The organism is Sulfitobacter sediminilitoris (assembly GCF_010667575.1).
Lineage (GTDB): Bacteria > Pseudomonadota > Alphaproteobacteria > Rhodobacterales > Rhodobacteraceae > Sulfitobacter > Sulfitobacter sediminilitoris.
Genome location: NZ_JAABNT010000011.1, coordinates 1 through 15444, shown reverse-complemented (window position 1 = coordinate 15444; position 15444 = coordinate 1). Strand labels below are relative to the sequence as shown.

At 57.3% G+C, this 15444-nt stretch carries 12 protein-coding genes and 1 pseudogene; 9 read left to right on the top strand and 4 right to left on the bottom strand.

The features are described from left to right. The first annotated feature begins 199 nt into the window (after positions 1-199). The 6 genes from GV827_RS16120 (at position 200) to GV827_RS16095 (ending at position 8048) form a co-directional block, all read left to right on the top strand. Entirely contained in the window at positions 200-1513 is a 1314-nt protein-coding gene (locus GV827_RS16120; protein WP_164354846.1) for a site-specific DNA-methyltransferase, read from the top strand. Next, complete coding sequence (locus GV827_RS16115) at positions 1510-1935, top strand: DUF5681 domain-containing protein (RefSeq protein ID WP_164354845.1); 426 nt, start codon at positions 1510-1512, stop codon at positions 1933-1935. Before GV827_RS16120 ends, GV827_RS16115 begins: the two co-directional genes overlap by 4 nt. Further along, the gene (gene terL / locus GV827_RS16110) at positions 1925-3340 is read left to right on the top strand and encodes a phage terminase large subunit (RefSeq protein WP_204325932.1); all 1416 of its coding nucleotides are present in this window, start codon (positions 1925-1927) and stop codon (positions 3338-3340) included. The genes GV827_RS16115 and terL overlap by 11 nt, the downstream gene beginning before the upstream one ends. Before the next feature lie 574 nt (positions 3341-3914). Continuing rightward, a complete protein-coding gene (locus GV827_RS16105; RefSeq protein ID WP_235930403.1) occupies positions 3915-5351 on the top strand; it encodes an alginate export family protein in 1437 nt (478 codons plus the stop codon). Then, positions 5332-6672 (top strand): serine hydrolase domain-containing protein, encoded by a 1341-nt coding sequence (locus tag GV827_RS16100; protein ID WP_164354843.1) that lies wholly within the window; start codon positions 5332-5334, stop codon positions 6670-6672. The genes GV827_RS16105 and GV827_RS16100 overlap by 20 nt, the downstream gene beginning before the upstream one ends. After that, positions 6672-8048, top strand: coding sequence for a mechanosensitive ion channel family protein (locus tag GV827_RS16095; RefSeq protein WP_164354842.1), 1377 nt, complete (start codon positions 6672-6674; stop codon positions 8046-8048). Before GV827_RS16100 ends, GV827_RS16095 begins: the two co-directional genes overlap by 1 nt. A gap of 247 nt (positions 8049-8295) precedes the next feature. Here GV827_RS16095 and GV827_RS24115 read toward each other — a convergent pair whose 3' ends face one another. Further along, complete coding sequence (locus GV827_RS24115) at positions 8296-8544, bottom strand: META domain-containing protein (RefSeq protein WP_386332114.1); 249 nt, start codon at positions 8542-8544, stop codon at positions 8296-8298. Positions 8545-8558: 14 nt separating this feature from the next. On the opposite strand from GV827_RS24115, the pseudogene GV827_RS16085 reads away from it, so the two are divergent. Then, a pseudogene (locus GV827_RS16085) lies at positions 8559-9008 on the top strand (transposase); the annotation flags it as partial. A gap of 205 nt (positions 9009-9213) precedes the next feature. Here the strand turns inward: GV827_RS16085 and GV827_RS24110 are convergent. The 3 genes from GV827_RS24110 to thpR form a co-directional block, all read right to left on the bottom strand. Next, positions 9214-9417: a LysR family transcriptional regulator gene (locus GV827_RS24110; protein ID WP_164354840.1), complete on the bottom strand. Its 204-nt coding sequence runs from the start codon at positions 9415-9417 to the stop codon at positions 9214-9216. Positions 9418-9573: 156 nt separating this feature from the next. Continuing rightward, positions 9574-13032 (bottom strand): adenylate/guanylate cyclase domain-containing protein, encoded by a 3459-nt coding sequence (locus GV827_RS16075; RefSeq protein ID WP_164354839.1) that lies wholly within the window; start codon positions 13030-13032, stop codon positions 9574-9576. A 339-nt stretch (positions 13033-13371) separates the two neighbouring features. Continuing rightward, positions 13372-13920 (bottom strand): RNA 2',3'-cyclic phosphodiesterase, encoded by a 549-nt coding sequence (gene thpR / locus GV827_RS16070; protein WP_164354838.1) that lies wholly within the window; start codon positions 13918-13920, stop codon positions 13372-13374. 418 nt (positions 13921-14338) lie between these two features. Between thpR and GV827_RS16065 the strand changes: the two genes are divergently transcribed. After that, entirely contained in the window at positions 14339-15211 is an 873-nt protein-coding gene (locus GV827_RS16065) for a tyrosine-type recombinase/integrase (RefSeq protein ID WP_164354837.1), read from the top strand. A gap of 12 nt (positions 15212-15223) precedes the next feature. Continuing rightward, positions 15224-15444, top strand: a 221-nt coding sequence (locus GV827_RS16060; protein WP_204325931.1) for a transposase zinc-binding domain-containing protein, incomplete at its 3' end; no start/stop codon positions are given.

Here is a 15444-nt window from a genome sequence, read left to right as displayed (position 1 = left end):
TTGCGCCCGGCGTCGAGGGGTTTTGTATTTCCCCCAGGATAACTCTCTTCACGGACGTCCCGCTGGGGACGCTTGCCCGGTCCTTGTCCGGGTAGACGAACGACGGCGTCTTTTATCTTAAACCTCACATGCAATCGCCCGCCCGGCAGCTCTGCCTGGCGGGCTTTTTTATGTGCCTAGAAAAAAGGAGGAGTTGGCTATGAGCGCTGACTTCGAAACGATAGCTTTGCGCGATATCACTCCCGCATCCCGCAATGCGCGCACCCACAGCAAGAAGCAAATCCGCCAGATTGCGAAAAGCATCCGGCAATTTGGATTTACCAACCCGGTGCTGGTCGACGAACGCACCGTGCTGATTGCCGGGCATGGGCGGCTGGAAGCGGCCCGCCTGTTGGGCCTGACAACCGTTCCGGCGATCAGGGTCACCCATCTCTCGGCAGAAGAAAAACGCGCTCTGATGTTGGCGGACAACAAGATTGCGGAGAACGCGGGATGGGATTTAGAAATCCTCGCCACCGAACTCGCCGATCTCTCCGAGGCGGTCTTGGACTTCGACCTCGAGATCACCGCATTTGAGATCGGCGAGATCGACGTGATCCTTAGAGACCACAGCAGCACGACAGAGGCCGCGCCAGAGACAGCGCCGATCCCGGATGACGGAGTGCACGCGATCACGCGACGCGGCGATCTGTGGCACCTGGACCGGCACCGCGTGCTGTGTGGGGATGCGCGCGATGTCTTGGACTATGCGGCGCTCATGGGCGACAAGAAAGCCAGCATGGGCATCACCGATCCCCCGTACAATGTTCCGATCGCGGGTCATGTCTGCGGTAACGGACGTGTTCAGCACCGCGAGTTTGTTGAGGCCTCTGGCGAGATGAGCCCAGACACCTTCGAGGCCTTCCTCACCCAAGCCCTCCAACTCGGGGCCACCTACAGCGAGGACGGTGCGGTTTGGTTTGCCTTCATGGACTGGCGGCACCTTGGGGAGATGCACCGTGCTGGCACCACGGCTTTTGACGCAATGATCAATCTCTGTGTTTGGGCCAAGACCAATGCTGGGATGGGGTCCCTCTATCGGTCGCAACACGAGCTCGTGCTCGTGTTCCGCAAAGGGCGGAAGCAACACCGCAACAATGTGCAGTTGGGCAAGTTCGGGCGCCATCGTAGCAATCTGTGGACCTATCCCGGTGTGAATACCTTCCGCCCTGGACGCATGACAGAGCTTGAGGCGCATCCTACGCCTAAACCTGTCGCGCTGATCCGGGAGGCAATCCTTGACGTGTCGAAGCGCGGCGACATTGTGCTTGATCCGTTCTTGGGCGGGGGCGCGACCGTGATTGCTGCCGAAGAGGTGGGGCGGGTGGCCTATGGGTTGGAAATCGATCCTCTTTACGTGGATGTGATCCTCCGTCGCTGGCGCGTGGAAACGGGTCGGGAGCCGGTTCGAGCGTCTGATGGTTGGACGCTTGGGGCCCTTGAGCGCGAAGCGGGCCAGGAGGGCGGCGAATGACCGATCGCGACAACGATGAAAGGGTTGGCTATGGTCGACCGCCGAAGAAGCATCGCTTCCGTAAAGGTCAATCGGGCAATCCGGAAGGTCGCCCAAGGGGGAGCCGCAACTTCGACACGGAGATCCTTGAAGCTTTACGCAATACGGTGCGGATGAAAGAGCAGGGCAAGATCCGCAATGTCTCTAGCCAGAAAGCAATCCTGCGGCGCCTCATCGAAAAGGCACTTAATGGCGACATCCGCGCGATCGCGTTGGTCATGTCTTATGCCAAGCAAGTCTCTGACGAACGGGAAGGAGAGACCAGTGAGCGCCGTTTAACTGAAGCTGAATTTGAAATACTGAATCGCGTGCTTGGGACGGATGGCACGGAGCCCGAGTATCCAGAAGAGGATGGCGAAGGGGAGGGGTCAGATGTCGTATGAACCAGATCAGGCAGCACTCTTTGAAGCCTTGATGCGCCGCGACCTCTCCAGCTTCATTCAGCGCAGCTTTCTAACGGTTGACCCTGGCAGTCAGTATCTGCACGGCTGGCACGTTGATGCCATCGCGCACAAGCTGCAACAGGTCGCTGCCGGTCAGATCAAACGGCTGGTGATCACCATGCCGCCCCGGAGCCTTAAATCGATTGCTGCGTCGGTGGCGTTTCCAGCCTGGTTGCTGGGACGCGACCCACGGCTTCGGGTGTTGGCAGTCTCTTACGGAGAGGGACTGTCAGAGAAGCTGGCTATGGACTGTATGAAGGTCATCGAAGCGCCTTGGTATCGCGCTTGCTTTCCCCGCACCCGGATTGCAAGGGGGCGAGGGGCTCGCAGCGACTTCGAAACGACCAGGGGCGGGGGGCGGTTCTCGACCTCCGTCGGGGGCACCCTAACGGGGCGTGGCGGCGATATCATCCTGATTGACGATCCCCACAAGCCTGAGGAGGCGGCATCAGAAGCAAAGCGCCTGGCCGTGAAGGATTGGTTCAAGTCCACGTTGCTGAGCCGCCTCAATGATCCGCGAGAGAGCCCCATCGTGTTGATCCAGCAACGGGTGCATGAAGATGACCTGGCAGGAATGGTCCTGGAGCAAGGGAATTGGCAGCACCTAAATTTGCCTGCGATCGCCGAAGAGGTTGAAGAGATCGCGTTGGGCCGTGGACGGGTCATGAACCGTGATATTGGCGATCTTCTTCACCCTGAGCGCTTACCACGTGACCTGTTGGCCCGCCTGCAAAAGGACCTCGGCTCCTATGTGTTTGCGGCACAGTATCAACAAAGGCCCGCACCCCTTGGTGGGGGGTTGGTGAAGTGGAATTGGTTCCAGACCTATGACAGGCCGCCCGACCGAACTCTGGAAGACCGGATCATACAAAGCTGGGATACGGCGTCTAAAGCAGAAGAGGTGAACGACCATTCCGTCTGTACCACCTGGTTGGTGCGTGGCAGTTCTGCGTGGTTATTGGAGGTGTTCCGCGCTCAGCTCGAGTTCCCGGAGTTGCGCAGGGCGATTGAAGCAAGGGCGCACGCGCACTCGGCCAGCCTGATCCTGATTGAAGAAGCTGGCTCCGGGGTCCAGCTCATCCAGGATCTTAGGCGCTCTGGTGGACTGAATATCCGCGGCATCATTCCAAAGGGGGACAAGCAGACACGTCTACTGGGTGTTACGCCTTTGATTGAAAGCGGGAAGGTCGCGATCCCAAAAAACGCCCCGTGGCTCGCAACCTTCCAGCACGAGGTCATCTTGTTTCCGAAAGGAAAACACGACGATCAGGTCGATAGCCTTTCCCAGTTCCTGATTTGGCTAGGCGAGCCAGTTGCAACAGCCATGTCTGGAACGGTTATTTGACTAGCACAGACGACTGAATGGCCGCTTTGGTGTGCCAAAGAAGCCATTGAAGTAGCACGCGGCGAATGGCTGGAGAGAGCCCAAAGCCGCTGGATCAAAATCCCGTCCTTCGCAAGTGCAGCAACAAAATCGACTGAAGCCATCAGCTGCATCGCAGCAAGAAAAGCGGCCGTTGGTGCAATCCGCAGCGAATTTCAGGGGGCCTATGACGGAGTTGCGGACTAAGCGGTCGGCCGAAGCATGCAGACCAAAGGTTCGTAAATTGGGAAAGCTGACCTTTGAAAACAACTGCTCAGCTCCGAACCATCGCGAGTTCATCGCGGCGGCACAAAGGTTCAGCGGTCTTTCCTACATGTCCAAATGGAGTTTGCTTACCGAACTAGCAGTGCCGTCGGTTTGTGCCCCAAAACCTTGCCTTGGTATCGGTAACGCATTGAGTGCCATATGACTTACGCTATGGTGTTTGGGGAGTAGGACTTTTTTGCGGGAGCATTTCACAAATATGGAACTGAACCCTTCGCGTAAGACTAGCGCCCAAAACCAACGACGAGGATCGTGCGCTTCTGGCCCGTCGTTGCAGAAGAAATGGAACAAAGCTCAACTTCTAGTGGGTGTTCTGGTGTGGTCGCTAGCTGCGGGATCAGTCGCAGCGGAAGATCGTGATCCGATGCTGATCTACGATGCAAACGGTCTGAAAATCCGCGGACATCTGCAGTTCGGTCTGAACGCGGTTAGCGAAAGCAACCTCTTCTGGGACCTCGCTGCGACAACCGCCCCGGGCAGCGGCTTCGATCCTGATACAGAGTGGCTTGAGGGCTACATCAAGCCCGGCGTCAGCTTTGAATATCAGCTCGATACCGGGGCCGTCCTCTACGGGAAGCTTTCCGCGGTGTCTTCCTACACATGGGGCACGGATGCTTTTGATACTGGTGACAACGGTGCAACTACGTTGGAAGAGGCCTATCTTGCGATCCGGGGCAGTTCAGGGCCTGCTCTTTCCTACGACCTTTCTCTAGGTGCACGAGAACTAACACTCGGCACAGGTATGTTGATCGCGAACGGCGCTACCAGCGGTTTTGAGAGAGGCGCACTGAAGTTCGGCCCACGCAAGGCTTGGGAGATGGCTGCGATCGGACGTCTCTCATATGGAAACCTTACAGGGACGGCGTTCTATCTTGACCCGAACGAATTGCCCTCCACAGATGGGGGCAACGAATTGGCCGGTTTCGATCTGCGTTTCGATGATCCCAATGGTGGTTATTTTGGCGCGACTTATGTCGATGTGCTGAGTTCCAACTCGTCTTACCCGCAAGCAGCAGCGGGCGGGGTCGGCGCTCCAACGGTGACACCGGGCGCGCGTGAAGGAACCCGTACCCTTGGCCTCTACGGCAAGACAAATCCCTTTGAGGGTGGCTTGGAGAATTGGACCTTTACGGGTGAGGTTGCGTATCAGTGGAATGACAGGATTGACCTCGAAGCCTGGGCTGGCCGGGTGACCGCTGGCTATGCTTTCACCAGAATGCCTTGGTCACCGTCCCTGACTCTCGGATACCAGACCTTCTCCGGAGACAACCCCGGTACGACCAAGTTGGAGCGCTTCGATCCGCTCTACTATCAAGGCAGCCCAAGCGCCTGGGCAACAGGTTCAAAATCTGCTTCGACCTTCATCAATTCGAACGTGAATGCGCTGACGCTGGCCCTCCGAGTTCAGCCAACCAAGCGTGATACCATTACTTTACGTTATGCGCACATTCGAGCGAATGAGCTGAGCAGCCCAGTGCAATTCGGTCAAGCAACCCGAGTAGATGTGAACGGGAACGTAGTGTCTGGTGTCGATGATGAGCACCTCGCGGACGATCTGTTCCTAGAATACAGCCGGATCATCAACCGCAACACTTTTCTCACAGCAGGCCTTTCCGTGTCCTTTCCAGGCACGGGCATCGACAAAGTCATTGGTGGGAAAGCCGACCCATGGACAGGAGGATTCATCAATGTCGTCTTCAATTTCTAAGCTCTTGCCGCTGGTCGCCGCTGCGGGCCTCGCACTGAGCGGCGCGTCATTTGCCACAGCCCAGACGGCCCCGCTGTCTGCGCAGGAATCCGATCCGCGCGTCATGGGCTGGATGCAGGGTTTCCCGCCGCCGCCCGACAAGCTGATCACCCAGCCCGACAGCAACTACTTCAGCTTCCCCAAGCTGCGCTGGTCCGTCTGCCACCTGCGCGAATTCCTCCCCACCGAGGAAATCAGCCGCGGCCTCGGCGCGCCTTCGCCGCTCGACTATCCCACACCCGCCGCCTTCGCCGAGCTGCGCCAGCAGATCGACGCGCTGACCTTCACCCCGATGAACAGCGACACCCCGATGACTTGGGAAGACTCGCTCTATGCCAATTACACCGACGGCATGCTGATCCTGCACGAGGGCGAGGTCGTCTACGAGCGGTACTTCGGCTGCCTCGAAGAGGAGGGCAAACACGCGATAATGTCGATGACCAAGTCGATCACCGGCCTTCTGGGCGAAATCCTCGTGGCCGAGGGCACGCTCGACGACAGCCTGCTGGTGCGCGACGTGATCCCAGAGATCGGCGACAGCGCCTTTGCAAGTGCTACGGTGCGCGAGGTCATGGATATGACGACCGGCGTCCAGTATTCCGAGAACTATTCGGACCCCAACGCCGACATCTGGGTCTATTCCCGCGCCGCCAGCCCCCTGCCCAAGCCCGAGGGCTATGACGGGCCGGACGGCTACTGGGAGTACCTCCAGCAGGTCAAACCCGAGGGCAACCACGGCGATGCCTTCCACTACAAGACCATTAACTCCGACATGCTGGGCTGGATGATCAGCCGTGTGACCGGCAAGGCCGTGACCGATCTCGCTTCCGAACGGCTCTGGCGTCCCATGGGGGCCGAACAGGACGCCTACCAGACCGTCGACGGCAAGGGCGTGCCTTTTGCGGGCGGCGGTGTGACGGCGGGCCTGCGCGACCTTGGCCGTCTCGGTATGCTGATGCTGAACGAGGGCAAGGCGGGCGATACGCCGGTTTTCCCGGCCGAGGTCGTCCGCAAGATCGCCGCGGGCGGCGACCCCGCCAAGTTCAGCGGTTTCGCCACGATCCCGAACGGCAGCTATACCAGCCAGTGGTGGGTCTTCCACAACGACCACGGCGCCTATGCCGCGCGCGGCGTGCACGGCCAGACGATCTACGTCGATCCGACCGCGCGCATGGTGCTGGCGCGCCTTGCGTCTTACCCCCGCGCCCAGAACGGTTTCATCGACCCGACCTCGCTGCCTGCCTATCAGGCCGTGGCCGAGTTCCTAATGTCGAGGGACTGATGTTTTCTGGTGAGATCTTCAATCAAGCGCCGCGAGTTGCGGTTTCAAAATTCAGTGCGATTCTTTTTGGTTCGCTTGCACTGGTTCTGGCTGTCTTGTTCTCCCTTCCCAGCCCTGCATTCTCAGAGGAAGCTAAGCCGGAGGCAGCCGTTCAATCTCCCTCTGCGGCACTGGTCGATCCTGGGATCACGACCGAGGAGTTGGCCCACAGGCTGATCCCACTCACGAAAGATGACCTTGGCCCACTTGCAAAGGCCTGGCTGGAGATTGTCCGGTCCAAAACCGCGGCGATTTCCGAGCGTCAGGTTGATTTGCTCAATGATCCATCCGCAGCGACAGATGCGGCTTATCAAGCTATTGCCCGAATGGTTGAAGACCGGGCCAGGCTGTTCGAGCGCTTCTCAATGGTTGTGACGAGTCTGGAAAGCAAAGGTGGCGACGCGGCGCTTGTGGCCGAATTACGTGCGTATAGGGATTCTGTGCTGTTCAGTGAGACCGTCCTCGCTAGTCCTAAAGCCATTGCGATTGCCCTCTTTACATGGCTAACGCGTCCCGATGGTGGGCTCGCTATCGCGAAGGATTTCGGCGTCGTCATTCTTGCCTTCGTGGTTCTGTTATTCGTTTCGCGGGCTGCGCGGGGACTTACGCGGCGATGGATCGGCCGTGTTCCCAACATATCAAAACTATTGGAAGCGTTTATTGTCGGTGCTGTCTTTTGGTTGGTCATCGCGTTGGGATTGTTGTTCGTGCTTGCCGCACTTGGCGTGAACGTCACGCCTTTGTTCGCGATGATTGGTGGCGCCTCATTCATCCTAGCGTTTGCCTTTCAAGACACACTTGGCAACCTCGCGAGCGGCTTGATGATCATGATCAATCGGCCCTTTGATGAAGGCGACTATGTTCTTGTCGGCGGCGTCGGAGGCACAGTCAGATCGGTGAGCATTGTGGCCACCACCGTGACAACTCCGGACAATCAGGTAATTGTCATTCCCAACAAGAACGTCTGGGGGAACGTCATTACCAACGTGACCGCGAGCGAAACGCGGCGCGTGGACCTAGTCTTCGGTATCTCATACGAGGACTCAATCCCAGAAGCTTTGCAGGTCATCCAAGAGACGGTGAATGCACATCCATTGGTCTTGAAAGAACCTGAGCCGGTCATCCGTGTCCATGAATTAGCTGCTAGCTCTGTGAACTTTGTGTGTCGGCCATGGACCAAAACATCCGACTACTGGACAGTCTATTGGGACCTGACACACCGCATGAAGGAAGCATTCGGAGAAGCCGGAATCTCAATTCCATACCCACAGCAAGACGTTCACATCAGGACGGAGGGCTCAGGATTACGTCAATCGAGCATGGTGTCCGGAGACTGACTTATAGAAGTTGAATTACATGTTATGTGACTGCTCGGACTTGCCGCCTTAAGAGCAATTGCCATATCATTAATATCCATCTGATAGCTGTCGCTTAGTCACTGTGCACGTGAATAGGCCTCTTTGGGGGGAAGCCGCCGCTTCTAATCAACCGATTAGAGCATCACTCTGCGACCCATTCCAGCCGCCTTGATGAAGGCTACCAAAACAGAAGCAATAGCCCTACCGCACGCTGGAGTGAGCAATGCTAATCGTGGCGTTCCACGAAGTGCAAAAGAGCCCCGCCGCTCCTGTCAGTCAATACAAGGCCTGTGCCGTACCTTACATAGCTGTGAACCCGTGCTAACGCATCCAGAAAGGCTCGTTCATGTCTTTCGACATCATCTGGGCACGCCATAAGCGTACCTGCGAAGCTTTCTGGGAAGGCGATTGTGCCCTCTGACAGAGCTAGATCGCCTATGAACCGATTGCACCCTCCAAAAATCGAAAAACGCATCTGATCATCGATCAAGAGTGTTGCAGGTTCTGAACGCGATGCCGAAGTCCGTTCAGGCCAAAGCAAAGGGTCATTTGCATGACATTTGGCAGGCCGAGACCCGCGTGGATGCCGAGGCGGCCTTTGATTTCTTCGTCGCAACCTACGGCGTGAAATATGATAAGGCTGTCGGAAAGCTGACCAAAGATCGCGACGTCCTCTTGGCTTTCTATGACTTCCCAGCCGAACACTGGAAGCACATCCGCACCACCAATCCAATCGAAAGCACCTTCGCCACGGTCCGACACCGCACTGGCAAAACCAAAGGCTGTCTCAGCCGCAAAACTGGTCTCGCTATGGCGTTCAAGTTGATGATGTCAGCCCAGACCAAATGGCGGAAGCTCGACGGCGCAAACCGCATGCCCGAGATCATCGAAGGGATTGCATTTAAGGACGGGATCAAACAACTTAACCAAGCCGCCTGATCACGCCGTCACCAACTTTTGAGCATAGCTCCTTCCCGACGGCTCATGCCGTCAACAAGAACAGCGTGACGAACGCGCCCATACAATTCCACGTGCTTCAATCCCGCCCTCCGCCAAAACGAAGAGCCTAACAGGACAGGCCAATCAGCCCATCTGCGACAAGACAATCTCGCCGCTCACGTGGTGCAGTATTCCACCGGCGTTCTCAACTGGTTTGTTCGCCCCCATCCTCGGTCAAGCTGATACCCCGAGACGAACGGTTAAAAAGACGAACTCCGAGATCGGCCTCCAACTCCGTGATCAGTCGGCTCACAGAGGGTGGAGAGCTGTTCATACGGCGTGCCGCCGCTGCAAAACCGCCCTGCGAAACGACCTCTTGAAACACTTTGATGGCTTTGAACCTATCCATCGGTCCACCAATCCAGAAACTGGAACACTGTGTTTCGACCTTAACGCATTCCATCGAAATCGCGAAAAGCAATACCCTGAAGGCAGACTTAGCTAAATCAAACGATGGAGCTAAGGTCTGTTGGTCTGGAAGAGCTATCTCTGCGCCTCTTCTAAGTCACTTCTGAACTTCTGTGAGCGGTTTGGTGGTGAAGTAGAATAGCAGTCCTGTTTGCTCCTCGATCACGTAGCGATGCCCCCACTTCATAGCCTCGCTGTCTGTAAGTTCGAAGTAGTATGAGCAGCCTCTTTCGTTGCAGGCCCGATCATCAAAGAAGGCCATCTGGGTTTCGAAGATCTGACCAAAAAGGTGGAAGTTCATCTTCGCGTCTGGATCTACTGTCCAGGTGAAATCATTTTGATTACCCGCCGGACTGACCATTACACCTTTCCCTGTGGTGGAGATGACCAGATCCTGGATTTCTTCGCCGCTAAGCTGGCGCTTGGCCTGCCCACCCACGAGCATCGCGTCTCTATATCTGGCACCTGCATTCTTGAGGTCCTCAAAAATCCTCTCTCGAACGGCAAGATCATGGGTGGCCCATTGAAAAATATGATTGGCAAAGAAAGGCGGCAGTCCGCTTCGTTTGTTGTTCCGCTCGATCGCGGCCAATGCCATCTCGGCATCCTCTAACCTTCCCAAGTGGCCATATGCCGCCGCCAGCAGCACCCAAGGAAAGTTCTTTGAGCTCCCATCTTTGACGGCAACTTCAAGGGCAATCACAGCCTCTTCGTAATTCCCGGCGACGATGTGGGCCAAACCGACAATGGCATGATAGTCCGGAGGCGTAACGGGATCGAGCCGGAGTGCTTTCTCGGTCATCCTCAGGGCTTCCTCGGATTGACCATAGAAGGCAAGTCGCCCAGCCAGTCCGACATAGGCCTCTGCAAAGCTGGGGTCGAGTTTGACGGCCAGGCGGGCTTCAGAAATTGCGCCTTCGCTGTCCCGGTTCATGTCGCTCAACCATTCCGAACGCACAAGATGCGCGACCGGCGTAGGCCTATCGCGTGTCATCTCCAGGTGGTGTTCGACCAGAAGAAAGGCTTCAGTCGTATTCTCAATTCCGATGTGAGACAACCAGCCGTGTTGCTGGCTCTCCCAATAGAGGAAGGCCAAGGCGGCATGGGCCTCGGCGTAGTCCGGGTCGATCTCAAGCGCATCATCAAGAAAGACTTTTGCGCGGGCGAATGCCTCGGGACGGCGCTGGCGTAATTCTGACATGCCCTTCAAATAGAGGTTGTAGGCTTCAAGATCTTTGGGCCCTTCTGCAGCGGTCCGAGGAAGGTCGCTTGCGTCAAGCTTCAGCTTCAGCGCTTCAGCGATTTCGGTAGTGACCTCGTCCTGCAGTTCAAAGAGCTCAGCGGTTTCCCGGTCGAACGTCTCGGCCCACACATTGCTATCTGACCCTGCGTCAACAAGCTGCGCATTAATACGCACGCGGCTGCCTTCTCTCCGCACACTCCCTTCAATCACGTACCGGACGTTTAGATCGCGACCGAGATCCTTAGCTCTTACGCTCTTGCCCTTGTAGGTAAAGGCTGTGTTGCGGCTGATTACGAACAACCCATCAACTTTGGCGAGGCGAACGATCAAGTCGTCTGTCATGCCGTCGGCGAAATACTCCTGGTCAGGATCACCACTTAGATTTTCGAAGGGTAAAACGGCTATGGATGGCTTGTTTGGTTGCGGATCGAGTGTCTCCTCCGGCTCAGCCTTGGACCTCTCGGGTAGGCCGCTTGCCTTCAAGGCCGGCGCAAACCTCTTTTGCGCCTCCTCCGGTATCCAGTTCGCGCTCGCAAGGAACTTGTCGACCGTGAAGTCAGGCGAGGTTTCGCGCAGGTCGTCGACAACATCACTTGCGTCCCCAATCCGACCACTGAGATAGAGAGCAACCGCCGTTCTTGCTTCGGTCAGCTTGCTTCGAACAGCCTCTTTTCGCAGTTGTTCCACAGCCTCTTCGTATCTGCCTACGATGATGTACAGCTCGCCAAGGCTTGCGTTGAGGTTTGCCTGTTGAGTTGGGTTAAGCCGCAGATTACGTTCAAGAATCTCAATTGATTTCTCATACTCACCGCGCGGGGTGAGCACGAACCGAGCGTAGTCTCGCTGCACCAGGATGTCGTTTTGGTTCAGTTCGAATGAGCGGGTTGCCCATGCTTTCGCAGCCTCGGCATCGCCAGCTCTCGAGCTGCAGTAAGCCCGAACCATGTAGGCCATGTAGTCATTCGGTGCCAAGCCGATTGCATGATCCGCTAACTCCGAGCATCGCTCAACAACTTCTGATTTGTCGTGCGGGAAGCCCACCCAGGCCTTGCCAAGGTGGTACCATGCCAGAGATAGGTATCCGCGCGGGTGATCAGGGTAGCGCGCAATCATTTCGTTTGAGAGCTGACCAGCTACCTCGTATTCGTCTTGCTTAAATCGAAGAAAGACCTCTGCGGCTTTTTCCCAAAGCTCTAGGATGGCAAGCTCATCATTCGGTATCTGGCCTACACGCTCCCGCTCCGCCTTGAAAATACCACCGCCAGCGCGCCCGCCGATTTCCAGTACCAAGTCTTTAATCAGATCATCCTGCAGAGCAATGAACTCGTTGGCTTCCCTGTCATAGCGCTTGGACCAAACCTGCTTGCCCTCGACCGCGTCCATCAGGCGGGCATTGATACGCAGGTTATCCCCCTGATGCTGGAAGCTTCCTTCGAGCAGGTACCTGACGCCAAGTTGCTCCGCGATCGTGGAATTGAGTAACTGCTTGTCTCTGAAGGAGAAGCTTGAGTTCTTGGCGATAACCACCAGGTCCTGAAGAGACATGAGCTCGGTGATCAGTGTGTCCACGAAACCATCGGCCATGTATTGATCATCAGACCGATCTGAGAGGTTCTCGAACGGCAGAACCGCGAGCGAGGGTTTATCGGGCAGCGCGAAGGCCAGCTCTTCGGGGTTAAGCGGTTCGAAGTCGGGCCTTTGCAGCCACCAGAACAGTCCGCCCAGCATGGCTAGGACCACTACAGCCGCCGCGACCCAGGGGACCCGCTTCGACGGGCGTGTAGCGGGCGCGATCGGTACCCCTTCCACCACCTGATAGACCCGCACGGGCGTCGCTATGTTCTTCAGTTGCTGCTCACCCAGGGACTTATAGGCGACATCCACGTTGGCCTTCAGCAGGTCGTAGGCCGTACCCGAGACGACCACGCCTCCGGGCGCTGCCAAGCCCTCCAGCCGGGCAGCCACGTTAACCCCGTCGCCGTAGACATCCCCATCGTCGAAGACCACGTCTCCGAGGTGGACCGCCACCCGATACTGGATCTTTTCATCATCGGTGAAGTCTTCCTCCCGCGCGGCCATCTCGGCCTGCACGGATACGGCGCACTGGACGGCTTCCACCACCGATGAGAACTCAGCGATGAGCCCGTCGCCAGTGAGCTTTACGATACGGCCGTTCTTGGCGGTGATCGTCGGTTCAATGAGTTCCTGGAGGTGACGTTTCTGACGCTTGAGTGTCCCTACCTCGTCCCGCTCAATGAGACGAGAAAAGCCCACCATGTCGGCGGCGAGGACAGCAGCAATCCGACGTTCCATGCGAAGACGTTATCACGAGGGTGTGAAATTCGAAGAAAAATGTCTCCGGGTCCAGCTCCAGGCGACTTATCGGACGAAGCTGTCTGAACCAAGGGAAGCCGAAGAAAGGTATCGAGAGGCAGGGTTTCCTACCGCCCCAGCCAAATTCACCTCATAAATTTCTGATATTATTATATTATCTTAGCGACGCCGCATCCATTCCCCACAATTTTTCCCACACTTGGAACGCGCTGCAAAACGTCCGTCTCCGGACGGCAACGGAACTCATCTGTCTTGATTTCCCGGGTTTGAGCTTCTTCGGGCCGTTTCATTCTCGGCCGACGAGCATTTGAAGCGCGCTTAGCTCCCCGCCAACTCGTAGCTCGCAAGCACCTCGTGCAGCGCGCCAGCGGGCGTCAGGGTCGATTGGTAGAGCTGGAAACTACTGACCTCAAAAGCTGACCCCTGGAAGGCCGAAACCCCCGCCAGTCGGCCTTGCAGGTTTGCTGTTTCGAAGCCCGAGATTGCCTTGGGCAGGCGCATGATCGTCACGTGCGGACGGAAACGCCGCTTCTGAAACCGAAGACCAGCGTTCCTGAGTGTCCGGGTTATCCGCTTTTCAAGCTCCATGAGTTCGGGGGATGGCGCCACATCCGCGTAGATCGCCTGAGGCGAGCGCTTACCGAAGCTTCCAACTCCGGCCAACCGCAGAGTGAATGAAGGGCTCTGAATACTTGATAGAGACTGGTGCACCTCTTCAACCGCCGCCTCAGGCTGTTCACCCAGGAAACAGAGTGTCAGGTGAAAATTCTCCTCGGGCACAGGTCGACCGACCGCCAGCTCGTTCTGCAGGTCTTGGAGCTCACCACGAACGAGGTCCGGAAGATCAATCGCTACAAAGGCGCGCATACTTGCCCTCCCAAGGCAGCCTGTGCCCTTTCTAATCTGTCCAGACAATCACGTCACCGAAGCGATTGGTCATCAAGTGTCCGGAAAGCGCGGCCAAGCAGTCATCTGACTGTTTTTCTCAGATGTCTCAGGAGAGCCCAGAGCCGCCGGATTGAAATCGCGCCCTTCGCTCATGCAGCAAAAAAGTTGCCTTGATTGATCCAAGCGCTGCGCTGCAACGCAGCCTTAAAAGCGGCCATTCGTTGTGGGCGCAGCAAAGCTTGGAGGGTCTATGACCGAGTTGCGGACATGGACGAAACCGCTCACGCGGTACTTGCGCGCGTGTCGGGTGGAGCGCGCTGACTGAGCCGTGGATTTGGTGGATAGGCGTGCCTGTCTGACGATTGGGACCTTCTCAATCTGATGACAGGAGGTTTCGATGTCAGACCAATATGTTCCCAAGCTACGCCAGCGATTTGTCGAAGATATGCAGATTAAGGGTCTGCAGCCGAAGACGCAGACGATGTATCTGCGTGCGATGCGTGACTTCACGCGGTTCCTTGGGCACGCGCCTGATAGCGCGACGCCGGAGGAATTGCGGGCGTTTCAGCTTGATATGAAGGAGCGGGGCGTTGGCGCGCCGACCTTCAACAACCGGCTGACCGTGCTGAGCTTCTTTTACGCGACCACGTGCCCGCGCCCCGAGATGAAGCGGCATATGCGGTATCAGCGCGCCGCCAAGAAGATCCCGGTGGTGCTCAGCGCTGAAGAGGTTGCGCGGATTTTGGAGGCGGCCCCCGGGCCTGGGCTGAGATACCGCGCTGCCTTCAGCGTGGCCTATGGCGGCGGATTGCGCGCCAGCGAGGTCACGCATTTGAAGGTCGGTGACATTGACAGCGACCGGATGCTGATCCGGATCGAGCAAGGTAAGGGTCGCAAGGACCGCCATGTGATGCTGTCGCCGAGCCTACTTGAACTTCTGCGCGACTACTATCGCGAGGCGCGTCCGTTTGGCTGGTTGTTCCCGGGCCGCAACCGGGTCGATCCGATCTCGACACGGCAGTTCAACCGCGCCTTCGGGGTGGCCTGCGACTTCGCTGAGATCAAGAAGACCGTCTCTCCCCACACATTGCGGCACAGCTTTGCCACGCACTTGCTGGAAGGCGGGACCGACATCCGGGTGATCCAGGTGCTGCTCGGCCATGCCAAGCTGGAGACGACGACGATCTACACCAAGGTAGCGACCAAGACGATCCGCGATGTGACCAGCCCGCTCGATCTGCTGGTGCGACAGGAGGCTGGCGCCGGATAATCCCCGGTTCCGATGCCCCGCCCCAAACTGGAGGTCGCGGATATCTTCCGCGCTCATGGCCCTGCCTATCGCAAAGCGCATGCGGGCCACCTGAACCTGCCGCAGCTGCAGGTGATGTCCGCGGTTGAGACGTGCCGGACCGCGGTACTCGGTGGCCATGTTGCCGCTTGCACCAAGTGTGATCATCAGCACATCGCCTACAACTCTTGTCGCAACCGGCATTGCCCGAAGTG